At 57.6% G+C, this 24,920-nt stretch carries 18 protein-coding genes and 1 riboswitch; of the genes, 5 read left to right on the top strand and 13 right to left on the bottom strand.

Annotated elements, in window-relative coordinates; all coding sequences use genetic code 11:
- Nucleotides 1-16 precede the first annotated feature (16 nt).
- Complete coding sequence (gene lptD, locus LZU96_RS17045) at nucleotides 17-2,389, bottom strand: LPS assembly protein LptD (RefSeq protein WP_233985326.1); 2,373 nt, start codon at nucleotides 2,387-2,389, stop codon at nucleotides 17-19.
- 182 nt (nucleotides 2,390-2,571) lie between these two features.
- On the opposite strand from lptD, the gene djlA reads away from it, so the two are divergent.
- A complete protein-coding gene (gene djlA, locus LZU96_RS17040; RefSeq protein WP_094119243.1) occupies nucleotides 2,572-3,381 on the top strand; it encodes a co-chaperone DjlA in 810 nt (269 codons plus the stop codon).
- A gap of 53 nt (nucleotides 3,382-3,434) precedes the next feature.
- Here djlA and rluA read toward each other — a convergent pair whose 3' ends face one another.
- The 3 genes from rluA to polB all read right to left on the bottom strand — a co-directional run bounded on the left by rluA (nucleotide 3,435) and on the right by polB (nucleotide 9,550).
- Nucleotides 3,435-4,088, bottom strand: a complete 654-nt coding sequence (rluA, locus tag LZU96_RS17035) for a bifunctional tRNA pseudouridine(32) synthase/23S rRNA pseudouridine(746) synthase RluA (protein WP_233985325.1) — start codon at nucleotides 4,086-4,088, stop codon at nucleotides 3,435-3,437.
- Between the two features lie 39 nt (nucleotides 4,089-4,127).
- On the bottom strand, nucleotides 4,128-7,034 hold the full coding sequence (rapA, locus tag LZU96_RS17030; protein WP_233985324.1) for an RNA polymerase-associated protein RapA: 2,907 nt from the start codon (nucleotides 7,032-7,034) through the stop codon (nucleotides 4,128-4,130).
- 155 nt (nucleotides 7,035-7,189) lie between these two features.
- Nucleotides 7,190-9,550, bottom strand: a complete 2,361-nt coding sequence (gene polB, locus LZU96_RS17025) for a DNA polymerase II (protein WP_233985323.1) — start codon at nucleotides 9,548-9,550, stop codon at nucleotides 7,190-7,192.
- 170 nt (nucleotides 9,551-9,720) lie between these two features.
- Here polB and LZU96_RS17020 point away from each other — a divergent pair, with 170 nt between their 5' ends.
- Nucleotides 9,721-10,485: a DedA family protein gene (locus LZU96_RS17020; RefSeq protein ID WP_233985322.1), complete on the top strand. Its 765-nt coding sequence runs from the start codon at nucleotides 9,721-9,723 to the stop codon at nucleotides 10,483-10,485.
- Between the two features lies 1 nt (nucleotide 10,486).
- Here the strand turns inward: LZU96_RS17020 and thiQ are convergent, their stop codons facing one another.
- The 4 genes from thiQ to sgrR all read right to left on the bottom strand — a co-directional run bounded on the left by thiQ (nucleotide 10,487) and on the right by sgrR (nucleotide 15,578).
- Entirely contained in the window at nucleotides 10,487-11,188 is a 702-nt protein-coding gene (gene thiQ / locus LZU96_RS17015) for a thiamine ABC transporter ATP-binding protein ThiQ (RefSeq protein WP_233985321.1), read from the bottom strand.
- The gene (gene thiP / locus LZU96_RS17010; protein WP_233985320.1) at nucleotides 11,172-12,782 is read right to left on the bottom strand and encodes a thiamine/thiamine pyrophosphate ABC transporter permease ThiP; all 1,611 of its coding nucleotides are present in this window, start codon (nucleotides 12,780-12,782) and stop codon (nucleotides 11,172-11,174) included. The genes thiQ and thiP overlap by 17 nt, the downstream gene beginning before the upstream one ends.
- On the bottom strand, nucleotides 12,758-13,744 hold the full coding sequence (thiB, locus tag LZU96_RS17005) for a thiamine ABC transporter substrate binding subunit (RefSeq protein ID WP_233985319.1): 987 nt from the start codon (nucleotides 13,742-13,744) through the stop codon (nucleotides 12,758-12,760). Before thiB ends, thiP begins: the two co-directional genes overlap by 25 nt.
- A gap of 45 nt (nucleotides 13,745-13,789) precedes the next feature.
- Nucleotides 13,790-13,881: riboswitch (TPP riboswitch) on the bottom strand.
- A 35-nt stretch (nucleotides 13,882-13,916) separates the two neighbouring features.
- Nucleotides 13,917-15,578: an HTH-type transcriptional regulator SgrR gene (sgrR, locus tag LZU96_RS17000; protein ID WP_233985318.1), complete on the bottom strand. Its 1,662-nt coding sequence runs from the start codon at nucleotides 15,576-15,578 to the stop codon at nucleotides 13,917-13,919.
- Between the two features lie 253 nt (nucleotides 15,579-15,831).
- Here sgrR and LZU96_RS16995 point away from each other — a divergent pair, with 253 nt between their 5' ends.
- Nucleotides 15,832-17,010, top strand: a complete 1,179-nt coding sequence (locus LZU96_RS16995; RefSeq protein ID WP_233985317.1) for an MFS transporter — start codon at nucleotides 15,832-15,834, stop codon at nucleotides 17,008-17,010.
- Nucleotides 17,011-17,048: 38 nt separating this feature from the next.
- Here the strand turns inward: LZU96_RS16995 and leuD are convergent, their stop codons facing one another.
- The 5 genes from leuD to leuL form a co-directional block, all read right to left on the bottom strand.
- Nucleotides 17,049-17,654 carry a 3-isopropylmalate dehydratase small subunit gene (gene leuD, locus LZU96_RS16990; protein WP_094119250.1) on the bottom strand — a complete coding sequence of 202 codons (606 nt, stop codon included), beginning with the start codon at nucleotides 17,652-17,654 and terminating at the stop codon, nucleotides 17,049-17,051.
- Between the two features lie 3 nt (nucleotides 17,655-17,657).
- Complete coding sequence (leuC, locus tag LZU96_RS16985) at nucleotides 17,658-19,061, bottom strand: 3-isopropylmalate dehydratase large subunit (protein WP_233985316.1); 1,404 nt, start codon at nucleotides 19,059-19,061, stop codon at nucleotides 17,658-17,660.
- Between the two features lie 4 nt (nucleotides 19,062-19,065).
- Nucleotides 19,066-20,157 carry a 3-isopropylmalate dehydrogenase gene (gene leuB / locus LZU96_RS16980; RefSeq protein ID WP_233985315.1) on the bottom strand — a complete coding sequence of 364 codons (1,092 nt, stop codon included), beginning with the start codon at nucleotides 20,155-20,157 and terminating at the stop codon, nucleotides 19,066-19,068.
- A 2-nt stretch (nucleotides 20,158-20,159) separates the two neighbouring features.
- Entirely contained in the window at nucleotides 20,160-21,722 is a 1,563-nt protein-coding gene (leuA, locus tag LZU96_RS16975) for a 2-isopropylmalate synthase (protein WP_233985314.1), read from the bottom strand.
- Nucleotides 21,723-21,812: 90 nt separating this feature from the next.
- The gene (leuL, locus tag LZU96_RS23620; protein WP_122983613.1) at nucleotides 21,813-21,896 is read right to left on the bottom strand and encodes a leu operon leader peptide; all 84 of its coding nucleotides are present in this window, start codon (nucleotides 21,894-21,896) and stop codon (nucleotides 21,813-21,815) included.
- Between the two features lie 732 nt (nucleotides 21,897-22,628).
- On the opposite strand from leuL, the gene ilvI reads away from it, so the two are divergent.
- A complete protein-coding gene (ilvI, locus tag LZU96_RS16970; protein WP_233985313.1) occupies nucleotides 22,629-24,353 on the top strand; it encodes an acetolactate synthase 3 large subunit in 1,725 nt (574 codons plus the stop codon).
- A gap of 2 nt (nucleotides 24,354-24,355) precedes the next feature.
- Nucleotides 24,356-24,847 (top strand): acetolactate synthase small subunit, encoded by a 492-nt coding sequence (ilvN, locus tag LZU96_RS16965; RefSeq protein WP_233985312.1) that lies wholly within the window; start codon nucleotides 24,356-24,358, stop codon nucleotides 24,845-24,847.
- Nucleotides 24,848-24,920 lie beyond the last annotated feature (73 nt).

The raw sequence follows: 24,920 nt of genomic DNA, 5'->3' as shown, positions 1-24,920 counted from the left end.
GTCAAACATCACAACATCAGAAAGCGCGCTGGTAAGGAATGATGCCCTGACGCAGCATTTGGTTGGTGCCTAAGCCATAGTTGGAACTCAGACCACGCAACTCAATGTTGAATGAGATTTGGTTGTCATACTTACTGTCGTCATTTTCCCAACCGTTAATTTTGCGCTCGTAGCCCAGGCGAATGGCGTAACAGCATGAGCTGTATTGCAGGCCAACCAGTTGCGATGCCGGACGCGTGTTGCGGGTATCGTAGTAGTAAGCGCCTACGACAGACCATGCATCCGCAATCGGCCAGCTGGCCGTGGTGCCGACCTGAGAAATCCCGTTTTTGTAGATCGGGTTATTCACCAGCGTACTGTCATTCAGTGCGGTCGCCACGTATTCCGGGCTGCTGTAGCGGTAGCTCAGCTGCACCATACGATCGGCATCACGACGGTATTCCAGCACCGCATTTCCCTGGGAGACGTTATCGAGTTTGGTATCATACTGAATCCCACCCCGAACGCCCCAACGATCGCTTACTTTCCAGTATGTATCGCCAGCCCAGATCAGGCTGCCGGTATCATCTTCTTCACTGGTCTGATTAACGCCAGTGCGTGAAGGGGTAAACGAGTAGATTTGACCCACGGAAACGTTAAAACGTTCAACCAGATCGTTATCATAAATACGTGAGGTGACGCCGGTCGCCACTTCGTTGGCCGACGCGATGCGATCCAGGCCGCTATAGGTACGGTCGCGGAACAGACCGGTATAGTCGGTTTGCAGCTGGGTCGAGTCGTAAGGATAGATATTGCTCTGGTCGCGATAGGGGATATAGAGATACTGCACCCGCGGTTCCAGCGTCTGGGTATAGCCTGCCGCCGAGCTCATGTCGCGGTCAAACACCATCCGGCCATCTACTTTAAACTGCGGCAGGGTACGGTTGACGGACTCATCGAGCGTGCCGCTCTTACCATTTACGTTGGCGTAATTGTTGTTGTAGAAATCGACATCCGTTTGCTGATAGTGGGTCGCCAGCAGCTTCGCTTCGGTATCCAGACTGGCCCAGCCGTTAGAGAGCGGCAGGTTCAGGGTTGGTTCAATGTGTAAACGGGTCGCTTCAGGATAGCGATCGCTGACGTTAGTGAACTTCACCGCCTGGGCGTAGATACGGCCATCAAACGGACCGATATCGTTCTGATAGAAATTGAGGTCCAGCTGCGGCATCGCACGGTAGACATTGCTGCTGCTGGTATCGCCAAAGACCTGGAAGTCTTTGGTCGAGAGCGTGGCATCCCAGTTGGTGTCAGCGTAGCCGATACTGAATTTCTGCGTAGCGTAGTTGTCGGTCGAGCTGTAGTACTTCGAGTCGAGATCGTTGAAGTAGTACTGGTCGCTGACCTTGGTGTAGTCGGCGCTGAAACGCCAGTTCTTGTCGTAGACACCGGCGTGACGCCAGTAGAATAACCAGCGGTCAGAACTGTCGTCCTCGGCGATGCCGCGCACCGCTTTGTCGTTATCGTACTGTTTGTCCGAGCCCAGATAGTCGAACTCCACCAGACCTGCACCAGCCACAGTCAGATAACGAAATTCGTTTTCAAACTGCATGCCGCGCTTACTCATGTAGTGCGGCGTGATGGTGGCATCGGCCTGCGGCGCGATGTTCCAGTAATAGGGCAGCACAAATTCAAAGCCGTTGTTGCTGCCATATTTTGCATTTGGGATCAGGAAACCGGAGCGGCGGCGATCGCCGATCGGTAACTGCAGATAGGGACTGTAGAACACCGGTACCGAGCCGAGCTTAAAGCGGGCGTTCCAGATCTCCGCCACTTCCTCTTCACGGTCCTGAATGACTTCCGAGCCCACCACGCTCCAGCTGTTGGAACCTGGCAGACAGGAGGTGAAGCTGCCGTTTTCCAGAATGGTATAGCGGTTATTGCCGCGCAGCTTCATCTGGTCAGCGGTGCCGCGCCCCTGACGATCCACCATCTGGTAGTCGCCATTCCAGACGTTGGTGTCTTTGCTGTTGAGGTTTGACCAGGCTTTCGGACCTTTCAGGATGACCTGATTGTCGTCGTAGTGCACATTACCGAGGGCATCGACGGTACGAACCGGCGTGGTCTGGCCCTCCTGCTGACGCTGATGAAGTTGTACTTCATCCGCCTGCATCCGGCTGTTGCCCTGTTCAATATTCACATTGCCGGTGAAAACCGCATCATTGGGGTAATTCCCCTTTGCGGCGTCGGAGTGAATGGTCACCGGCAGCTGGTTAGTGTCGCCACTTACCAGCGGGCGGTTATAACTCGGCACGCCTAACATACACTGCGACATCAAATCGTCGGCAAAGGCTTGCTGGCTAATGGCTGAGCCGATCAGAGTGGCCAGCAGGGTAGGTATATGTTTTTTCATACGCGGTATCGAGAATTCCATGAAAACTGGCATCATGCCGACAATCGGGTCAGAGACTAACTTACTGCCCGGCGTTGTGCCAGCGTTAATCCTTTTCTGTCCGCGTTGCCGTTAGGCGCTGAGATAAATGACAGGTATGATAATGCAATTTTCAGCCGCAAGCATGGCGAATTGAGGAGTTTATGCGCTACTGGGGAAAAGTTGTGGGTCTGGCGGTGGGATTACTTTCCGGTGCAGGCTTTTGGGGTATTGTGATCGGTTTGATCATTGGCCATATGATTGACAAAGTTCGCGGCGCACAAGGCAAGGCTTACTTCTCGAATAATCAAACCCGACAGACGCTGTTTTTCAGCACCACCTTTCAGGTGATGGGCCATCTGACCAAGTCAAAAGGGCGCGTCACCGAAGCGGATATCCAGATTGCTTCGCTATTAATGGAGCGGATGCAACTGCACGGCGAATCGCGTACGGCGGCACAGCGCGCGTTCCGCGAAGGCAAGCAGGCCGATTATCCATTACGCAGCAAGCTACGCGAACTGCGCAGCGCTTGTTTCGGACGCTTTGACCTGATTCGGATGTTTCTTGAGATTCAGATTCAGGCCGCCTTCGCGGACGGTTCACTGCATCCTAATGAGCGTCAGGTGCTCTACGTGATTGCGGAAGAGCTGGGAATATCGCGCGGTCAGTTCGATCAGTTCCTGCGGATGATGGAAGGCGGGCAGCAATTCGGCGGCGGTCAGCGTTCAGCCGGTGGCTTCCAGCAGGCGCAACGCGGACCGACGCTGGAAGATGCCTGTAGCGTGCTGGGCGTAAAGAGCAGCGATGATGCCACCACCATCAAACGCGCCTACCGCAAGCTGATGACGGAGCACCATCCCGATAAGCTGGTGGCCAAAGGGCTGCCGCCAGAGATGATGGAGATGGCGAAGCAGAAAGCGCAGGAAATTCAGGCGGCTTACGACCTGATCCGCAAAGAGAAAGGGTTTAAATAATCGCGCTGTTGCCGTGACGTCTTTCCCGACGTCACGGGCTGCCCGGCCGGTGATTAAAAGTCGGCGGGCTGGCGGAAGGTCATGAGGTTACCGAAAGCGGGATGGGTAATGGTCAGGGACTCCGCATGCAGCAACAGACGGGGTGCCATCGCTTTGGCCTCCGGATGCGCATAAAAGTTATCGCCCAGAATCGGATGCCCCAGCGCCAGCAAGTGTACCCGCAGCTGATGTGACCGGCCGGTAATGGGTTTCAGCGACACGCGTGCGCTGTTATCGGCGCGATACTCCAGCACCTGATATTCAGTCTGTGCGGCTTTGCCGGTCTCAAAGCAGACTTTCTGCTTCGGTCGGTTGGGCCAGTCGCAAATCAGCGGCAGATCAATCAGCCCCTTCTCCTCTGCCGGATGGCCCCAGACGCAGGCGACATAGCGCTTAGCCGGCTCACGCTCCCGAAACTGCCGTTTCAGCTCGCGCTCTGCCGCTTTGGTCAGCGCCACCACAATCACGCCGCTGGTGGCCATATCCAGCCGGTGTACCGACTCTGCCTGCGGGTAATCACGCTGGATCCGCGTCATCACGCTATCTTTATGTTCGTCCAGCCGGCCCGGTACTGAGAGCAGGCCGCTGGGCTTGTTCACCACCATGATGTGCGCATCCTGATAGAGGATGTGCAGCCAGGGTTCACGCGGTGGATTGTAGGGTTCCATGCATCTTTCCAAAAATAAGGGGCCATGCGGCCCCTGAGCTTACTGGTGAGTCACCACAATCAGGCGCAGCGCGTCGAGACGCCAGTTAGCCTCATCGAGGCTTTCCAGCACCTGCTGACGGTTACTTTCCAGCGCCTCGATTTCATCTTCACGAATGTTCGGGTTGACCGCTTTCAGCGCTTCCAGGCGGGAGAGTTCCGCACCCAGCTTCTCGTTCGCTTCTGCGCGGGCAGCATCAATCACCGCACGCGCTTCGCTGACTACCTTCTCTTCGCCCTGGGTCAGAATGGCGTGGACATCCTGCTGTACCGCGTTGACCAGCTTACTGCCGGTATGGCGGTTAACGGCATTCAGCTGACGGTTGAAACTTTCAAACTCCACCTTGCCCGCCAGGTTGGTACCGTTACGATCCAGCAGCAGACGGATTGGCGTCGGCGGCAGGAAGCGGGTCAGCTGCAGATGCTTCGGTGCCTGCGCTTCGACCACGTAGATCAGCTCGACCAGCAGCGTACCGACCGGCAGCGCCTTGTTCTTCAGCAGCGAGATGGCGCTGCTGCCGGTATCACCCGACAGGATCAGATCCAGACCATTGCGGATCAGCGGATGTTCCCAGGTAATGAACTGGGTATCTTCGCGTGACAGCGCCTGTTCGCGGTTAAAGGTGATGGTACAGCCATCTTCCGGCAGGCCAGGGAAGTCGGGCACCAGCATATGATCGGATGGTGTCAGCACGATCAGGTTATCGCTGCGATCTTCCTGATTGATACCCACAATATCAAACAGGTTAAGCGCGAAGTTCACCAGGCCGGTATCATCGTCCTGATCAGCGATCGCATTCGCCAGCGCCTGAGCCGCGTCGCCGCCGTTGGAGTTCAGCTCCAGCAGGCGATCGCGTCCCTGTTCCAGCTGCAGTTTTAGCGCATCATGCTGCTTACGGCAGTCAGTGATAAAGGCATCGAAGCCGTCACTGTTTTCCGGTGCCGCCAGATAGTCGATCAGCTGCGAATGCACGCTGTCATAAATGGTGCGGCCGGTCGGGCAGGTATGTTCAAACGCATCCAGCCCTTCGTGATACCAGCGCAGTAACACCGCCTGTGCGGTCTTCTCCAGCCACGGCACCAGGATCTGGATATCGTGCGCCTGACCAATACGATCGAGACGACCGATACGCTGCTCAAGCAGATCCGGGTTAAACGGCAGATCGAACATTACCAGACGGCTGGCGAACTGGAAGTTACGGCCTTCTGAACCGATTTCTGAGCAGAGCAGCACCTGCGCGCCGTTCTCTTCCGAAGCAAACCACGCCGCAGCACGGTCACGTTCGATGATCGACAGACCCTCATGGAACACCGCCGCCCGGATACCTTCGCGCTCACGCAATACCTGCTCCAGTTGCAGCGCCGTGGCGGCCTTGGCGCAGATCACCAGCACTTTCTCTTTACGGTTGCTGGTGAGGTAACCCATCAGCCACTCCACGCGCGGATCGAAGTTCCACCAGGTGCCGCTGTCGCCTTCAAATTCCTGATAAATCTGTTCCGGATAGAGCAGGTCACGCGCGCGTTCTTCTGCGCTTTTACGGGCGCCCATAATGCCGGAGACTTTAATCGCGGTCTGATACTGCGCTGGCAGCGGCAGACGAATCTGGTGCAGTTCGCGTTTCGGGAACCCTTTGACGCCGTTACGGGTGTTACGGAACAGCACGCGGCTGGTGCCGTGGCGATCCATCAGCATCGAGATCAGCTCCTGGCGCGCCTCCTGTTTGCCGTCACGATCGCTGTTGGCGACCTGCAGCAGCGGCTCAATATCCTGCTCGCCGACCAGATCGTTGATCCGGTTCATCTCCTGCTGCGAGACCGGCTGATCCGCCAGCAACGCGGTCACCGCATCGGCAATCGGCCGGAAATGCTGCTGCTCTTCAACAAAAGCGGCAAAGTCGTGAAAGCGATTGGGGTCAAGCAGGCGCAGACGGGCAAAGTGGCTCTCCATGCCCAGCTGTTCCGGCGTGGCGGTTAACAGCAGGACGCCAGCGGTTTTTTCCGCCAGCTGCTCAATTACCTGATATTCGCGGCTCGGTGCGCCTTCCGACCACGCCAGATGGTGCGCTTCATCGACCACCAGCAGATCCCATTCGGCATCGGCCAGCAGTTCAAGACGCTGCTTGTTGCGGCGCACAAAGTCGAGCGAACAGATAATTAACTGTTCGGTTTCAAACGGATTATCGCTGTCGTGCTGGGCTTCGGTATAGCGATCGTCATCAAACAGTGCAAAGCGCAGGTTGAAACGACGCAGCATCTCAACCAGCCACTGATGCTGCAGGGTTTCCGGCACCACGATTAATACCCGGTCGGCGCGTCCGGCCAGCAGCTGCTGCTGGATGATCATCCCGGCTTCAATGGTTTTACCCAGTCCGACTTCATCCGCCAGCAGCACGCGTGGCGCGTGGCGACGGCCCACATCGTGGGCGATATGCAGCTGATGCGGAATCAGGTTGGTGCGCATGCCACGCAAACCGCTGATCGGCAGACGATATTGCTCACTCTGATATTTGCGGGCGCGGAAGCGCAGGGCGAAGCGGTCCATCCGGTCGAGCTGGCCGGCGAACAGACGATCCTGCGGCTTGCTGAAGACCAGCTTACTGTCGAGCATCACTTCGCGCAGCATCACGTCGCTTTCGTCGGTATCAAGACGGGTGCCGATATAGGTCATCAGGTCATTTTCGTTGCGTACTTCATCGACTCGCATCTGCCAGCCTTCATGGCTGGTGATGGTGTCACCCGGATTGAAGATGACGCGGGTAACAGGCGAATCGTTGCGGGCGTAGAGGCGGTTTTCCCCGGTGGCCGGGAACAGCAGGGTGATCATGCGGGTATCAACCGCCACCACCGTGCCCAGTCCCAGTTCACTTTCCGTATCACTAATCCAGCGCTGACCTAATGTAAAAACCATATATTTTTAGCTCGAATTTTAACGTTTTTAGAGGTGTTCCCGGATACTCAGGCAATAGGATTTCATCCAAACGAACAGGTCTGGAGAGTCTCTCTTAGCGCGGTGAGTATCAGGAAGGGCGCTATGGTACTGGATGGCAGGGCATTCGTCACCTGTCAAAAAAGACCCAACTGCCCGGTAATCAGTGTAGCAAAGTCCCCTCCGACGAAAGGTAAAATCCCGTCGGCGACCGGTTGTAACTGCTTACTGACGTAGTGATCGTAATCCAGTGGCGTGGTACGCGCCTCCAGTGGCTCCGGGCCGGCCGTCGCCATCACGTAACGAATCCGGCCGCCATTCTGGTACTGCAACGGCCGGTTTAATTTGCGATTCTGCTCATCCGCCAGCCGGGCGGCGCGGACGTGCGGCGGCACATTTTTTTCATACTCTTTCAGCGGACGGCGCAGACGTTTTTTATAAATCAGCTGATCGTCGAGTTCACCGGCCAGCAACTGCGCCACGGTAGCACGGATATAGTCCTGCCACGGCTCACGATGGAAAATCCGGCTGTAGAGCTGCTGCTGAAACTGCTGTGCCAGCGGCGTCCAGTCGGTGCGTACCGACTCCAGCCCTTTAAACACCATGCGTTCGCCCGCCGCTTCACGGATCAGGCCGGCATAGCGTTTTTTACTGCCCTGTTCAGCGCCACGGATGGTGGGCATCAGAAAACGGCAGAAGTGATTTTCATACTCCAGCTCCAGCGCGCTGGTCAGGCCCTGGGTCTGCTGCAGATGGTCACGCCACCAGGCGTTCACTTTTTGTGTCAGCTGCTGACCAATCGCGGCCGCATCCTGTTCATTGTGGGCCGATTTCAGCCAGACAAAGGTCGAATCGGTATCGCCATAAATCACATCGTAGCCTTCCGCCTCAATCAGCGTGCGGGTCTGCTGCATAATGGCGTGACCACGCATCGTAATCGAGGAGGCGAGGCGCGGATCGAAAAAGCGACAGGCGCTGGTGCCGAGCACGCCATAAAAGGCGTTCATGATAATCTTCAGCGCCTGCGACAGCGGCTGGTTGCCCTGCTTTTTGGCGGCTTCGCGGCCCAGCCAGATCTGTTCGACGATAGCGGGCAGGCAGTGGGTATGACGTGAAAAGCGCGCCTCGCGAAAGCCTTCCACCGAATCAGCATCATCAGGGTGCGCCAGCCCTTCCACCAGCCCAACCGGATCGATCAGGAAGGTACGGATAATCGACGGATAGAGGCTTTTGTAATCCAGCACCAGCACCGAGTCGTAGAGGCCTGGCCGCGAATCCATTACGTAGCCGCCAGGGCTGGCTTCCGGCGCCACATCGCCGAGGTTCGGCGCGACAAAGCCGACCCGATGCATACGCGGAATATAAAGATGACCGAACGCGGCGACCGAACCACCGTGGCGATCCACCGCCAGGCCGTTCACCGCTGCCCGTTCCAGCAAAAACGGCATGATCGCCGTTTTGTGGAAAATGCGCGTCACCAGTTCACAATCTTTCAGGTTATAGCGCGCCAGCGCTGGTTTATCGTTGGCGAAGCGCCAGTTGATCTCCTCCATGCGCTGCCACGGGTTATCGATCGCCTTGCCTTCGCCCAGTAACTGCTGCGACACCGATTCCAGGCTGAATGACGGGAAATCCCAGAAAGCGGATTTCAGCGCGTCAATACCGTCAATGATCAGCCGGCCGCTGGCCTGGGCGAAAAACACGCCGGGCTTGAAGCCATGCTCACGCCACTCCAGCGCGCTGTTCTGACGACCCAGCCGCAGCGGAATCGCGTAGCGATCGGCGTGTTTCTGCAATACCCGCAGGTCAAACTGCACCACGTTCCAGCCGATAATCACGTCGGGATCGTGCTCAGCGAACCACTGGTTGAGTGCTTCAATCAGTTGCGGTCGGGTATCAAGGTAGATCAGTTCAAAATCGAGTGCGCTGGCATCGCCGTTTGCCGGACCGAGCATGTAGACCTGGCGCTGGCCGCAACCCTCCAGCCCGATACAATAAAGCTCACCGTGCTGGGTGGTTTCAATATCCAGTGAGACCCATTTGAGCGGGGGCCGATAGTCGGGATGCGGCTTCAGTCGGGCGTTCACCACGCTGTCGCCCCGGGCTTCGCCATCAAACCAGACCGGTGCGGTAATAAAACGCTCCATCAGATAGCGTTCCGGCGGGCGGATATCCGCTTCATAGACCGGAATCCCCTGTTCGCGCAGCCGCTTTTCGATCTGCTGCAGCTGGCGATTCTGTCGGCAATAGAGCCCGAACACCGGGCGCTGGCGAAAATCTTTCAGTTCGAGCGGCTGGATGCGCAGCTGACGCTCATCCTTCAGCAGCTCGCTGACCTGAGACTGAAACTCACGCGGAATAAACGCTACTGACTCCTGAACCGGCAGCACCACGCGCTGCGCACCCTGATCGGTAGCGAGCCAGAGGATAATTTCGCTGCCTTGCGGCGTATCGCGCCAGTGGCGGGTAAGCAGAAAACCTGCGCGGGGCCTATTCACATCGTCTCCAGACTCAGGATTTTTGATCGGTGAGAAAACCCGCTCAGTATAACATGGATATTTATACAGTTCCGCCGCTGGGTTTTGTCAACATTGTCCTACAATTCTTGCCTTGACGCTGTGTAGCTGGCTCTGGACAATCCAGCCTTCTGCTTTTTCTAAGGAAGTTTATGGAAGCCTGGGTTCAACACCTGTTTACGCAGTCGCTGGAGTGGGCGCTGTTTGCGGTGGCGTTGGTCACCTTTCTGGAATCGCTGGCGCTGGTCGGGCTGTTGCTGCCGGGTACCGTGCTGATGGCGAGTCTGGGCGCGCTGGTGGGGAGCGGACAGATTGGTCTTTATCCGGCCTGGGCGGCGGGTTTTGTCGGTTGCCTGATTGGCGACTGGGTTTCCTACGGGATCGGCTGGAAATTTCAGGGGCCGCTGCATCGCTGGAAGTATCTGCAAAAGTACAAAGGTCTGCTGGATAAAACCGAACACGCGCTGCATCAGCACAGCATGTTTACCATTCTGGTCGGGCGCTTTGTCGGGCCGACGCGTCCGCTGATCCCGCTGGCCGCGGGGATGCTGGAGCTGCCGGTACGTAAATTCCTGCCGCCTAATCTGATTGGCTGCCTGCTGTGGCCACCGCTCTATCTGCTGCCCGGCATCCTGGCGGGCGTGGCGGTGGATGTTCCCGAGGCGGCGCAGGGCGGCAACTTTAAGTGGCTGCTGCTGGCGGCCGCGATTGTGGTGTGGCTGGGTGGCTGGCTGGGCTGGCGCTGGTGGCGCAGTGGCAGGAGTCAGGACTGGGCGACTGCGTATCTGCCGCCGGAACGGCTGCGCTGGCTGGGACCGCTGGGGCTGGCGCTCGCCATCGCCGCCTTCGTCGGCATTCAGTTCCATCCGATGATGCCGATTTTCCGCCATCTGCTGTGGCAGGTCTTCTTCGAGTAATTCAGCGGCGCGGGATGCCCAGCACCTCGGCTTCCCGCGTCTCGCCCGACAGCAACTGTCGGGTCGCGCCATCCCAGTAAACCCGACCATCGACAATCACTACGCTGCGCGGCGCGATCTGCTGCGCATCTTCCAGACTGTGCGACACCATCAGCAGCGTGATGCTGCGCGCTTCACACACCGAGCGCACCAGCTGCAGCATTTCGCTGCGCAGCGCCGGGTCGAGCGCCGAAAACGGCTCATCCAGCAGCAGCACTGGCCGGTCACGCAGCAGGCAGCGCGCCAGCGCCACGCGCTGACGTTGTCCACCCGACAGCTCGCCCGGCAGCCGCGCCAGCAGATCGCCCAGCCCCACCTGTTCAGCCAGCGCAGCCAGCTGCTGACGCTGATCGGCGTTCAGTTTCAATCCCGGATGCAATCCCAGCGCCATGTTCTGCTGCACGCTGAGGTGCGGAAACAGGTTGTTCTCCTGAAACAGCATCGAAACCGGCCGCCTGGCCGGTACGCTGTGGCTGTGGTCCTGACCATCAATCAGCAGCGTGCCCTGACGAATCGGCAGAAATCCGGCGATCAGACTGAGCAACGTGCTTTTTCCCGCCCCGCTTGGGCCGAGGATCGCCAGACGCTCGCCGCGCCCGGCGTGCAGGCTGAAGCGCATCGGCAGATGCTGATAAAGGTAGGTAAGGTTATTCAGAGTCAGCATGGCGGCCCGGTAATTTTTCCATCAGGGTGAACAGCAACAAACAGAGTAACAGCAACAACAGGGCGGTCACTGCGCCATCGGCACCGCGATAGGCGCCGATCTGTTGATAAAGGTAGAACGGCAGCGTGCGGAAGTCGGCGTTACCAAACAGCGCCACGACACCAAAATCACCAATCGACAGCACGCAGGCAAACGCCAGCGCCTGCGCCAGCGGACGCTTCAGCGCCCGCAGTTCAATCAGTCGCAGCCGGTTCCAGCCGTGGATATCCAGTGATTCGCAGAGTCTGCCGTAGCGCCCGGCGACGTCACGCATCGGGTTTTCCAGCACTTTCAGCGCATAGGGAATGGCGATCAGCGCATTGGTGAAGATCACCAGCCCATCCGCCGAGTCCGGCAGGCCGACGGTGGCGTTAAACAGCAAAAAGAAACCGGTCGCCAGCACGATCCCGGGCATGGCCAGAATCAGCATACCGCTGGTGTCGATCAGCTGCGCCGCGACCGGATGCTGGCGCAGGCGCAACTCGCGACTGCTCCACAGCAGCATCAGCGTCAGTGTGACACAGAGCAGACCGGCACCCAGCGCAATGCGCAACGAGGTCAGCGTCGCCTGCCACAGTGCTGGCTGGGCCAGCGCGCCGCGCAACCCGCCGTGCAAACCATCCACCACCACTGCCGCCAGCGGCGGCAACAGCAGCAGTAACGCCAGCACAATCAGCAGGCCATCGGTCAGCTGCGCCAGGCGCGAATCCTGCGGATCGCGCCAGCCGTGCAGCTGGCTGGTGCCGACGGGAATCGCCTTGCTGAAACGCTGGCTAAGCAGCACCAGCGTCAGACAGCAGCCGAGCTGGATCAGCGCCAGCAGGGCGGCCCGTCCGGGATCGTAGTCGTAACTGAGCGCCTGGAAGATCGCCAGTTCAATGGTGGTGGCCTGCGGCCCGCCGCCCAGCGACAGCACGGTGGCGAAGCTGGCGAAGCAGAGCATAAAGATCAGCGCGCCGGTCGGCAGCAGCTGACGACGCAGCCACGGCCACTCCAGCAAGCGAAAGTGGTGCCAGCCGCGCAGATCAAGCTGCGCCGCCAGCTGGCGCTGTTCCGCCGGAATACTTTCCAGCGCCTGCAGCATCAGGCGCGTCGCCAGCGGCAGGTTAAAAAAGACGTGTGCCAGCAAAATGCCCTGCAACCCATAGGGCGAGAAGCGATAATCGATGCCGATCAGCTGACAAATCTGCGCCAGCCAGCCGACGCGACCATAGACCGTCAGCAAGCCGAACACCGCCACCAGCACCGGCAGCACCAGCGTCATGGCGCACAGGCGCAGCAATAACTGGCGGCCGGGAAAGCGGCGTCGATAGAGGGCGCGGGCCAGCGGCAGGGCGGGCAGCAGCGACAGCAGGGCAGAGAGCAGCGCCTGACCAAAGGAGAAGGCGATAACGTGATGCAGATACGCGTCCTGCAGCACGCTGCGCCAGTCGGTGACCGGCGCGGCATTCCACAGTGAGCCAAAGGCGAACAGCGCCACGCTGATTAACAGCAGCGTGGCGAGCGAACCAGGAATCAGCCAGCGCGGCATCAGCGGCTGACGGCGCGTTGCCACTGGCTAATCCAGCCTGAACGCTGGCTGGCAACCTCTTCCGGCGAGTATTGCAGCGCGGTGGCAGGCACCTTCAGTGTCGAAAATCCGGCCGGCAGGGTGGTGTTGATCACCGGATACATCCAGTTGCCGGTCGGGATGGTGTTCTGGAACGCAGGCGACACCATAAATTGCATGAACTGCTGCGCCAGTTTCGGCTGTTTGCTGCTGGCTAACTGTGCGGCGACCTCAACCTGCAGATAGTGACCTTCGGCAAACGGCGCGGCGGCGTAGTTCTCTTTTTTCTCTTCGATGAGGTGGTAAGCCGGCGAGGTGGTATAGCTCAGCACCAGATCGCCTTCCCCTTTCAGGAACAGGCCGTAGGCTTCACTCCAGCCCTTGGTGACGGTCACGGTTTTCTGCGCCAGCTTTTGCCACGCCTGCGGTGCCTGATCGCCATAGACTTTTTGCATCCACAGCAGCAGACCTAATCCCGGTGTACTGGTGCGCGGATCTTCGTAGATCACCCGCCATTTTTCCGGGCTCTCTACCAGCTCTTTCAGGCTTTTCGGCGGATTTTTCAGGCGGGTTTTGTCATAGACGAAGGCGAAATAGCCGTAGTCAAACGGGATAAAGGTGCTGTCGTGCCAGCCGCCCGGTAGCGTCAGCTGCGCGGTATCGACCTGACTGGCGGCGAACAGGCCGGTTTTTTGCGCCGCCTGCAGCAGGTTGTTATCCAGTCCCAGTACCACATCGGCTTTGCTGTTTTTGCCTTCCATCCGCACGCGATTCAGCAGCGATACGCCATCTTCCAGCGTGACAAATTTCAGTTCGCAGTCGCACTGCGCTTCAAAGGCTTTTTTAATCGCCGGGCCTGGGCCCCAGTCAGCGGAGAAGGAGTCGTAGGTGTAGACCGTGAGCACCGGTTTAGCCGCCAGGACCGGCGTGGAGAGTAACAGCAGCAGTGGCAGAACTTTGTTTAACACTTTGCGCTCCTTCGGGAGAATAGGGGATGAGTCGCAAAGGATCTGAGCAGCAGGTCTCTCAAATCCCTACGTCGGTATTAACCGAATCAGGTTCGACGGGTCTTTCTCAGCCGCACGCGGCACCCCGTTGAGAACGTCACATTCTAGTCATTTCAGCCGTAGCGCGAAAGCGTTACAGCGCGGGCGGCGCAAACCAGGCCGATTTAAAATCGAACCAGCCCAGCGTATTCATCCGTACGCCGCGCATACTGCGCTGACCTTCCAGCAGCAGCCAGTGATGAAACAGTGGATGCAGCCCGGCGTCTTCCACTAACCGCTTACTCCATTCCGCCAGCGGCAGCGCCTTTTCGCGCCAGCGGGCGGCATCAGCCTGCCAGTCAATCGGCAGGCAGTGATGCAGCAGCGGGATCTCATACAGCTGCGCAAACAGTGAATAATTCAGCGGCAGGGTAAAGTTCACGCTGCCGAGCCAGATGTCACTTTCCGCTTCACCCTGATACCAGCTTTCGTAGCTGATCTCGCGGGTCTCCAGCGTGACGCCGTGCTGCGCCAGCAGCGGACGCAACGCATTGGCGATCCCTTCGTGCTCGACGTGCTGGCTATACCAGGTCAGCGTCAGATGGGTCAGGCCGGGCGGCTTTTCTACCGGCGTCAGATCGCGCCGGTGATGCCAGCGCGGCAGCAGGCCATAGGCTGGAAACCAGTAGCGCTGATAACCCACGCCAGCATGATTGAGCAGGGCGATAGGGTTAAACAGATAGCTGACCCAGCGCCGTATCGCCTCGTCGCGGCCCTTCTCTGAGCGCTGATCGAACAGCAAATAGTAGCAACCCTCTTCGAGGCGGCTCTCTTCCTGCACCTCATCTGCGCCGTCGCCCTGCAGACGTACGCCCGCATAGACCAGTTCGTCGCTGATATCCGGCAAGACCCAGATAGAGACGTCATCAATCAGGGCGCGAAAGCCGAAGTAATCATCAAAGGCTTCAATCTTCAGCTGGCTTTCCTGATTGCGGATCACGCTGTACGGGCCGGTGCCAATCGGCTGGCGGGCAAAGTCGCGCAGCGTCGGCCACTCGCGCGGCAGGATCATGGCGCTGACGCTGGCCAGCAACCAGGGTAACCAGTCGTCGGGCTGGTTTAAGGTGATATCCAGCGTCCAGGGCGCGGGCGAGTCGATCTGCTGAATGTGGGAAAACAGCGGCTGCTGGCGCTGACGTCCCAGCGAATCGATCACGTCGGCCATCTCCAGCTCGCGACCATGATGAAAGCGAATCGCCGGACGCAGAAAGAAGCGCCAGTGTAGCGGGGAGGTTTGCTGCCAGTGGTGGGCGATATCAGCCTCGATTTCCCCGTTTTCCTCATTTATGCGCGTCAGGCCGTTGAAAATCTGGCGGGCAATATGGGTTTCGGAGCGGCGCAGGGCGGAGCCGGGTTGAAGATTAAGCAGCGGACGGTAGTAAAGCACCCGCAGAATGTGTTTGCCCTGGCGGAAGCTGCGGCCAAGGTGGGCGCCAATCATCTGCCTGACCTGATTTTTATCGCCGACCAGCTGCACCAGCTGATCGATGCGATCCTGCTCCAGCAGATCCTCCGCCCGCTGCTGCTGTAGCGCCAGGCCGGTGTAGCAAAAAGTGAGCTGCGAGCGCTTACCGCGTCCGGCCTCAGCCTGCCAGATCAACCAGCCGGCAGCCTGCATCCGGTTGAGTAAATTACGCATATGACGACGCGAGCAGTGCAGCAGGTCAGCCAGTTCACTGAGGGTGATCTCCTGCGTCTGACCCTGACAGCTTTGCCACAGGCGAATAAACTGCTGCTTCAGACGAGATGAGGACATAAAAGAGGAACTCCTGCTGAAAAGCGCTCTGTTTTTCTTGCCCTATTTTAAGAGCAAACTTTCCCTTATGGGAAGAGCGGGAGGCATTCAGCAATGAATGGCGTTCGACCCTCATGCCGCTGTTCAGCGGGATGCTTTTCTGAGTAGGGTGCATTTACACCGCCAGCAGATGATCTCTGCTGGCTTTTTTCATGCTGCACGGTATCGTCTACCCTTCTTCTCTTCCCCTGTTCATCCTGTAAGGGATTTCGGTATGAAATCGCTGTTAACGCGGCAGCGCCGCATCAATCCGATCTATCTCGCTTTTATGGTCGCCTCGTTCATGCTGGGCGTGGCCGGTGCGCTGCAGGCACCGACGCTCAGCCTGTTTTTAACCCGCGAGGTGCAGGCTCGCCCATTCTGGGTCGGGCTGTTTTTCACCATCAACGCGGTGGCCGGTATCGTGGTGAGTATGCTGGTGGCGAAGCGATCGGACAGCGTCGGCGATCGCCGTAACATCATTCTGTTTTGCTGCCTGATGGCGCTGGTCAATGCGCTGCTGTTTGCTTTTACCCGCCATTATCTGACGCTGATTACCCTTGGGGTGCTACTGTCGGCGCTGGCCAGCGTGTCGATGCCGCAACTGTTCGCGCTGGCGCGTGAATATGCCGATCAGTCGGCGCGGGAAGCGGTGATGTTCAGTTCAGTGATGCGTGCGCAGCTATCGCTGGCGTGGGTAATCGGACCGCCGCTGTCATTCGCGCTGGCGCTGAACTACGGCTTCGTAACGCTGTTTATGGTGGCGGCAGCACTGTTTCTGATCTGCATTCTGCTGGTGTGGTTTACTCTGCCGTCGGTACCGCGTGCCACACCGCTGCTGCAAAGCGGCGGCCTGCCGCTGAGCGGCTGGCGCGACCGGGATGTGCGTTTACTGTTCATCGCCTCGGTGACCATGTGGACCTGCAATACCATGTATATCATCGATATGCCGCTCTACATCAGTACCACGCTGGGATTGCCGGAAAAGCTGGCCGGGCTGCTGATGGGCACCGCCGCCGGGCTGGAGATCCCGGTGATGCTGCTGGCCGGACATTACGCCCGTAAAGTGGGCAAACGGCGGCTGATGTTGCTGGCCGTGGCGGCCGGTGTGCTGTTCTACCTCGGGCTGGTGCTGTTTAATTCGCGTACCTCTTTGATGGTGCTGCAGCTGTTTAATGCGGTCTTTGTCGGGATTATCGCCGGGATCGGCATGTTGTGGTTTCAGGATTTAATGCCGGGGCGGCCAGGTGCGGCGACAACGATGTTCACTAACTCCATTTCAACCGGCATGATTCTGGCGGGAGTGATTCAGGGAACCCTGAGTGAGCGGCTGGGACATGAGGCGGTTTACTGGCTGGCGTTTGGGCTGGCGATAGTGGCTTTGGTGATGTCGGCGCGGGTGCGCGACGTATAAAGAAGCAGGGCGACGTCAGCGTCGCCCTGTCATGATGATCAGCGCAGGTAGGCTGGTTGATTCTGCTCATACTGCGAGATTGACGCTTCATGCTGCAGCGTCAGGCCGATGCTGTCGAGGCCGTTGATCATGCAGTGACGGCGGAAGCTGTCGAGCTCAAACGGATAGACCTTATCCCCCGCAGTGACCGTCTGCGCTTCCAGATCGACCGTAAAGCGAATGCCGGGCTGGGCCGCCACCAGTTTAAACATCTCATCCACTTCCTGTTCGCTTAATTTCACCGGCAGCAGCTGGTTATTGAAGCTGTTGCCGTAAAAAATGTCAGCGAAGCTCGGCGCAATCACCACGTGAAAACCGAAATCGGTCAGCGCCCACGGCGCATGCTCACGAGAAGAGCCGCAGCCGAAGTTTTCGCGCGCCAGCAGAATGCTGGTGCCTTTGAACTCCGGCTTGTTGAGTACAAAACCGGGTGTCGGCACCGTACCGGCATCATCTTCAAAGCGCCAGTCGTGGAACAGATGCTGGCCGAAACCGGTACGGGTCACTTTCTGTAAAAACTGCTTAGGAATGATGGCGTCAGTATCAACGTTAGCCGCATCCAGTGGCGCAACAATGCCGGTGTGTTGGGTAAATTTATTCGCCATGACTCAGGCTCCTGTCAGTTGACGGATGTCAGCAAAATGGCCGGTGACGGCAGCTGCCGCAGCCATTGCCGGGCTGACCAGATGCGTCCGGCCACCGCGGCCCTGACGACCTTCAAAATTGCGGTTGCTGGTTGAGGCGCAGCGCTCGCCCGGATTCAGGCGGTCATTGTTCATCGCCAGACACATTGAGCAACCTGGCAGACGCCATTCAAAACCCGCTTCCAGGAAGATTTTATCCAGACCTTCCGCTTCGGCCTGGGCTTTGACCGGGCCGGAACCCGGCACCACCATGGCGATCACGCCTGGCGCAACTTTACGACCTTTGGCGATGGCGGCTGCGGCACGCAGATCTTCAATGCGTGAGTTGGTGCAGGAGCCGATAAAGACTTTATCAATCGCCACATCGGTCAGCTTAATGCCCGGCTGCAGATTCATGTAGGCCAGCGCTTTCTCCGCTGAAGCACGCTCGACCGGATCGGCGAACGAGGCGGGATTCGGGATCACCTGATCGACGGCAATCACCTGACCCGGATTGGTACCCCAGGTAACCTGAGGAGCGATCTCTTCTGCGTGCAGAGTGACGACTGCATCAAATTTCGCGCCTTCATCGGACTTCAGCGTGCGCCAGTACGTGACAGCCTGTTCCCATTTCTCATCTTTCGGCGAGAACTGACGACCCTTCAGGTAGTTGAAGGTAGTGTCATCCGGCGCAACCAGACCCGCTTTGGCACCCATCTCAATCGCCATATTACACAGGGTCATGCGGCCTTCCATACTCAGCGCTTCAATCGCCGGACCGCAGAACTCCACCACATGACCGGTGCCGCCCGCGCTGCCGGTTTTACCGATGATCGCCAGCACGATATCTTTGGCGGTAATGCCGGTTGCGGCTTCGCCCAGAACTTCAATTTTCATGGTTTTCGCCCGACCCTGTTTCAGCGTCTGGGTCGCGAACACATGTTCCACTTCTGAGGTGCCGATACCAAAGGCCAGCGAGCCAAAGGCGCCGTGCGTGGCGGTGTGTGAGTCGCCGCAGACGATGGTCATGCCCGGCAGCGTCATACCCTGCTCAGGACCGATAACGTGGACGATGCCCTGGAACGGGTGGTTCAGGTCATAGAGCTGGACGCCAAACTCGGCGCAGTTTTTCATCAGCTCCTGCATCTGAATACGGGCCATCTCACCCGAGGCGTTAATGTCTTTGGTCTGGGTAGAGACGTTGTGATCCATGGTGGCGAAGGTCTTTTCGGGCTGACGGACTTTACGCCCGTGCGCGCGCAGACCGTCGAACGCCTGAGGTGACGTCACTTCATGGATCAGGTGGCGATCGATGTAGAGTAACGGCGTTTCGTTCGGCGCTTCGTGGACGACATGTGCATCAAATAACTTCTGGTATAACGTTTTCATTATTTTATTTTTCCTCGGCGATAAAGCGGGCGATGATGCTGCCCATCTCATCTGTGCTGATCGCTGGGCCGTCACCGGCTAAATCTTTGGTGCGGTAGCCCTCTTCCAGCGCCCGGCTGATGGCGCGCTCAATGCTGTCGGCGGCGTCATCGGCATTCAGGCTGTAACGTAACAGCAGCGCCAGTGACAGGATCTGCGCCACCGGGTTAGCGATATTCTGACCGGCGATATCAGGCGCAGAGCCGCCCGCCGGTTCAAACAGACCAAAACCTTCTTCGTTCAGGCTGGCGGAAGGCAGCATGCCCATTGAGCCGGTGATCATGGCGCACTCATCAGAGAGAATGTCACCGAACAGGTTAGAGCAGAGCAGTACATCAAACTGCGACGGGTCTTTGATCAGCTGCATGGTGGCATTGTCGATGTACATGTGGCTCAGCTCGACATCCGGATACTCTTTAGCGATCTCATTGACGATCTCACGCCACATCACTGAGGTCTGCAGCACGTTGGCTTTGTCGATGGAGGTCACTTTATGACGACGCTTGCGCGCTGACTCAAAGGCGATGCGGGCGATGCGTTCAATTTCGAAACGGTGGTAAACCTCGGTATCAAAGGCCCGCTCGTGCGGACCGCTGCCTTCACGGCCTTTCGGCTGGCCGAAGTAGATGCCGCCGGTCAGTTCGCGCACGCACAGAATGTCGAAACCTTTAGCGGCGATGTCGCTGCGCAGCGGACAAAAGGCTTCCAGCCCGCTGTAGAGCGCTGCCGGACGCAGGTTGCTGAACAGACGGAAATGTTTACGCAACGGCAGCAGCGCACCACGCTCAGGCTGCGAGGCGGGCGGCAGGTGTTCCCACTTAGGTCCGCCAACTGAACCGAACAGAATGGCGTCCGCCTGCTCACAGCCAGCAACGGTGGCTGGCGGTAACGGTTCGCCATGCTGGTCGATGGCGATGCCGCCGACGGCGTATTCGCTGGTGGTGATGCGCATGTCGAAGCGCTGACGAATCGCGTCTAACACTTTCATTGCCTGCGCCATCACTTCAGGGCCGATACCGTCACCCGGTAACACTGCGATATGGGAAGAACTGGACATAGTTATACCGTTTCCTTCTGATCTTTAAATTTGCGCTGCAATTCTTGCTCAACCTGTCTGGCGCGCCAGATGTTGTTCAGGGCGTTCACCATCGCTTTGGCGGAGGATTCGACGATATCGGTCGCCAGACCGACGCCGTGGAACTTACGGCCGTTGTAGCTCACGACGATATCCACCTGACCCAGCGCATTTTCGCCGTGGCCTTTGGCGGTCAGTTTGTAGTTCACCAGCTCTGCATCCAGCTGGGTGATGCGATTGATCGCCTGGTAGACGGCATCCACCGGGCCATTGCCGGTTGCGGCATCCGATTTATTCTCGTCGCCACAGCCCAGATTGACCGAGGCAGTGGCGGTAATGCTGGAGCCGGTCTGGACATTAAATTCGTGCAGCTGGAAGTGTTCCGGTTCTTCATTCTGTTTATTGATAAAGGCCAGCGCTTCCAGGTCGTAATCAAATACCTGACCTTTCTTATCCGCCAGCTTCAGGAAGGCGTCGTACAGGGTATCCAGGTTGTAATCACGTTCTGCGTAGCCCATCTCTTCCATGCGGTGTTTGACCGCCGCACGGCCTGAGCGCGAGGTCAGGTTGAGCTGAATTTTGTGCAGGCCAATCGATTCAGGCGTCAGGATTTCATAGTTTTCGCGGTTCTTCAGCACGCCATCCTGGTGAATACCGGAGGAGTGGGCGAAAGCGTTAGAGCCGACCACCGCTTTGTTCGCCGGGATCGGCATATTGCAGATCTGGCTGACCATCTGGCTGGTGCGGTAGATTTCCTGATGATTGATATTGGTGTGGACGTTCATGATCTGCTGGCGGGTTTTGATCGCCATGATCACCTCTTCCAGCGCACAGTTACCGGCACGTTCGCCCAGGCCATTCAGCGTTCCTTCAACCTGACGCGCGCCTGCCTGCACGGCGGCGAGGGCGTTACCGGTCGCCATGCCCAGGTCATCATGGGTATGCACAGAGAGAATCGCTTTATCGATGTTTGGCACGCGCTGAATTAACTGGCTGATGATGTGCGCATATTCGCCTGGCAGGGTATAGCCAACGGTGTCGGGGATGTTGATGGTGCGGGCACCGGCGTTAATCGCCGCTTCAACCATCCGGCACAGATCATCAATCGGGGTCCGGCCGCCATCTTCACAGGAGAACTCGACGTCATCGGTATAATTGCGGGCGCGTTTCACCATCTTCACCGCACGCTCAATCACCTCTGGCAGCGTACTGCGCAGTTTAGTGGCGATGTGCATCGGCGACGTCGCGATGAAAGTATGAATACGGAAGGCTTCGGCAACGCGCAGTGATTCGTAAGCGGCGTCAATATCTTTCTCTACACAGCGCGCCAGACCGCAGACCCGGCTGTTTTTAATGGTGCGAGCGATAGTCTGTACGGATTCAAAATCACCGGGAGAAGAGACCGGAAAACCAACCTCCATAACGTCAACGCCCATGCGCTCCAGCGCTAATGCGATCTGCAATTTTTCTTTCACACTCAGGCTGGCCTGTAATGCCTGCTCACCGTCGCGCAGAGTGGTATCGAAAATAATGACTTGCTGGCTCATCGTAATCATCCTTATGCATTTCTCTTGCCTTGCAACGAGCATAAAAAAACCCGCGACAGGCGCGGGTTTTTAACTTTCAGCAGGTTTGAATCAGTGTTTGATTCCGCCCACAAGTCTACCGCGCAAACTGAATGCGTTTAGTAGTAGACCGAGTAGGCGAGAAGAACGAAACATGGATTCAAACCTCATAAAATTTTGTGCTGCACATATTGGTACTGGAATCCCCCAGCGATGTCAACCTTGAATGAAGGGCTATTTTTTGCGGCGATGAAGGAAAATATTCTGTCAGATATCGGTGAAGCAGCGTAATGCACAGCAGCCTACGCGGTGCGGGTTAAAACGGGTTGCTGTGGGCGGTGTGATGACGCCTGTTGTTTTTTAATTTATTGAAAATAAAAAGTTATTCGATTTCTCTGTCACGCAGCCTGGTGACAATTATTTTCGCCTGTTCAGCATAATCGTATGAACTTTTATGGTTTTAAGGTTAATTACGCCAGAAAAGAAATGAGACAGGAAATTGTGGGCTGTGTCAGGCGGCAATAACTTTTCGCTATTTCTTAGATCGCGCTGAAAATAATTTCATCGCCAGCATTTTCCTCTGCGGTTCTGCGGCGTAATTAGTTTAATCGGCGTAGCCCTTTCTTATCGCGCAGAGCCTTTACGTTCGCACGGTTTAATTTGCGCGAGTTTGCGGTTTGCCTGCCAGGTTAACTGCGGTTATGGTAATCGACCTACTCTCAAAACAATGAACTCAACAGAATTCTCTGTATCCGGACAGCGGAATGCGTTTCCGTCGTGCGGGCATAAACATAAGGTTTTGATCTTACATTGGCAAAGCAGGTATCGGGGTGACGTAACGCGCAAGGCACGTTAGCGCAGCCCGGTCCTCACGCCTGGAGGCAGAAGATGGAGATGTTGTCAGGAGCCGAAATGGTCGTCCGTTCGTTAATCGATCAGGGCGTTAAGCAGGTATTCGGTTATCCGGGTGGCGCGGTATTAGATATTTACGACGCGCTGCAAACCGTCGGAGGTATCGACCACGTTCTGGTGCGCCATGAACAGGGCGCGGTGCACATGGCTGATGGCCTGGCGCGCGCGACCGGCGAAGTCGGCGTGGTGCTGGTGACGTCCGGACCCGGTGCCACCAATGCGATTACCGGTATCGCAACCGCCTATATGGATTCAATCCCGCTGGTGATTCTGTCGGGCCAGGTGCCGTCGTCGCTGATCGGCTATGACGCCTTTCAGGAGTGCGACATGGTTGGCATCTCCCGTCCGGTGGTGAAACACAGTTTCCTGGTGAAAAACACCGAAGAGATCCCGACGGTGCTGAAAAAAGCATTCTGGCTGGCCTCCACGGGACGTCCGGGACCGGTGGTGATCGATCTGCCGAAGGACATTCTGAATCCGGCCAACAAACTGCCTTATCACTGGCCGGAAGAAGTGAGCATGCGCTCTTATAACCCGACGATTCAGGGGCATAAAGGGCAGATCAAGCGCGCACTGAATACGCTGCTGGCCGCGCACAAACCGGTGATGTATGTCGGCGGGGGTGCCATTACCGCAGGCTGTGAGGCGGAGCTGCTGCAGCTGGCGGAGAGCCTGAATATTCCGGTGACCACCTCGCTGATGGGGCTGGGTGCGTTTCCTGGCACTCATCGTCAGTGCGTGGGGATGCTGGGGATGCACGGCACTTACGAAGCCAACATGACGATGCACAATGCTGACCTGATTTTTGGCGTCGGGGTGCGCTTTGATGACCGTACCACCAATAACCTGGCAAAATATTGCCCGGATGCCACGGTGATGCACATCGATATCGATCCGACCTCCATTTCGAAAACGGTGGCGGCCGATATTCCCATCGTGGGTGATGCCCGCCAGGTGCTGCAGCAGATGCTGGAGTTACTGGCTCAAACCGACAGCAAACAGCCGCTCGATAGCCTGCGCGACTGGTGGCAGTCGATAGAGGGCTGGCGCAGTCGTCACTGCCTGGAGTTTGATCGCACCAGCGCGAAAATCAAGCCGCAGGCGGTCATCGAAACCATCTGCCGCCTGACAAAAGGTGACGCCTATGTCACCTCTGACGTTGGTCAGCATCAGATGTTCGCAGCGCTCTACTACCAGTTTGATAAGCCACGCCGCTGGATCAACTCCGGTGGCCTCGGCACCATGGGCTTTGGCCTGCCGGCGGCGCTGGGTGTGAAAATGGCATTGCCGGATGAAACCGTTATTTGTGTCACCGGTGACGGCAGTATCCAGATGAACATTCAGGAGCTCTCCACCGCGCTGCAGTACAATCTGCCAGTGCTGGTGCTGAACCTCAACAACCGTTTCCTTGGCATGGTGAAACAGTGGCAGGATATGATCTATTCTGGCCGTCACTCCCAGTCTTATATGGAGTCGCTGCCCGATTTTGTCCGTCTGGCTGAAGCCTACGGCCATGTGGGGATCGCCATTGAGCATCCGGCTGAGCTGGAAGAGAAGCTGGCGCTGGCGCTGGAAACGCTGGCGCAGGGCCGTCTGGTGTTTGTGGATGTCACCGTCGACGGCAGCGAGCACGTTTACCCGATGCAGATTCGCGGTGGCAGCATGGATGAGATGTGGTTAAGCAAAACGGAGAGGACATAACTATGCGTCGCATTTTATCGGTTCTGCTGGAGAACGAATCCGGCGCATTATCCCGCGTCGTCGGCCTGTTCTCACAGCGCGGATATAACATCGAAAGTCTGACCGTTGCGCCAACCGACGATCCGACCCTGTCGCGGATGACCATTCAGACGGTCGGCGATCAGAAGGTGCTGGAGCAGATTGAGAAGCAACTGCACAAGCTGGTAGACGTGCTGCGCGTCACCGAGCTGGGGCAGGGCGCTTACGTTGAACGCGAGATCATGCTGGTGAAGATTCAGGCCAGTGGCTACGGCCGGGAAGAGGTAAAGCGCAACGCGGAGATCTTCCGGGGTCAGATCATCGACGTGACGCCAACGCTGTACACGGTTCAGCTGGCGGGCACCAGTGACAAACTGGACGCTTTCCTGGCGACGGTGCGTGACGTGGCGGAAATTGTTGAAGTCGCACGCTCCGGTATCGTCGGCGTGTCACGCGGCGATCGCATCATGCGTTAATCACGCTACGTCATCACTCAGGATGTCTCTAACCCGGCGAAATGCCGGGTTTTTTTATTTTTTATGCGCCAGG

The organism is Pantoea agglomerans (genome assembly GCF_021397715.1).
Taxonomy (GTDB): domain Bacteria; phylum Pseudomonadota; class Gammaproteobacteria; order Enterobacterales; family Enterobacteriaceae; genus Pantoea; species Pantoea astica.
The sequence above is the reverse complement of the archived record's forward strand: the minus strand, read 5'-3'. Positions and strand labels throughout refer to the sequence as shown.

What these genes read in the sequence shown, in the direction of transcription:
- lptD (WP_233985326.1), bottom strand. Translation starts at nt 2,389, where the DNA reads ATGAAAAAACATATACCTACCCTGCTGGCCACTCTGATCGGCTCAGCC.
- djlA (WP_094119243.1), top strand. Translation starts at nt 2,572, where the DNA reads ATGCGCTACTGGGGAAAAGTTGTGGGTCTGGCGGTGGGATTACTTTCC.
- rluA (WP_233985325.1), bottom strand. Translation starts at nt 4,088, where the DNA reads ATGGAACCCTACAATCCACCGCGTGAACCCTGGCTGCACATCCTCTAT.
- rapA (WP_233985324.1), bottom strand. Translation starts at nt 7,034, where the DNA reads ATGGTTTTTACATTAGGTCAGCGCTGGATTAGTGATACGGAAAGTGAA.
- LZU96_RS17020 (WP_233985322.1), top strand. Translation starts at nt 9,721, where the DNA reads ATGGAAGCCTGGGTTCAACACCTGTTTACGCAGTCGCTGGAGTGGGCG.
- thiQ (WP_233985321.1), bottom strand. Translation starts at nt 11,188, where the DNA reads ATGCTGACTCTGAATAACCTTACCTACCTTTATCAGCATCTGCCGATG.
- sgrR (WP_233985318.1), bottom strand. Translation starts at nt 15,578, where the DNA reads ATGTCCTCATCTCGTCTGAAGCAGCAGTTTATTCGCCTGTGGCAAAGC.
- LZU96_RS16995 (WP_233985317.1), top strand. Translation starts at nt 15,832, where the DNA reads ATGAAATCGCTGTTAACGCGGCAGCGCCGCATCAATCCGATCTATCTC.
- leuD (WP_094119250.1), bottom strand. Translation starts at nt 17,654, where the DNA reads ATGGCGAATAAATTTACCCAACACACCGGCATTGTTGCGCCACTGGAT.
- leuC (WP_233985316.1), bottom strand. Translation starts at nt 19,061, where the DNA reads ATGAAAACGTTATACCAGAAGTTATTTGATGCACATGTCGTCCACGAA.
- leuB (WP_233985315.1), bottom strand. Translation starts at nt 20,157, where the DNA reads ATGTCCAGTTCTTCCCATATCGCAGTGTTACCGGGTGACGGTATCGGC.
- leuA (WP_233985314.1), bottom strand. Translation starts at nt 21,722, where the DNA reads ATGAGCCAGCAAGTCATTATTTTCGATACCACTCTGCGCGACGGTGAG.
- leuL (WP_122983613.1), bottom strand. Translation starts at nt 21,896, where the DNA reads ATGTTTCGTTCTTCTCGCCTACTCGGTCTACTACTAAACGCATTCAGT.
- ilvI (WP_233985313.1), top strand. Translation starts at nt 22,629, where the DNA reads ATGGAGATGTTGTCAGGAGCCGAAATGGTCGTCCGTTCGTTAATCGAT.
- ilvN (WP_233985312.1), top strand. Translation starts at nt 24,356, where the DNA reads ATGCGTCGCATTTTATCGGTTCTGCTGGAGAACGAATCCGGCGCATTA.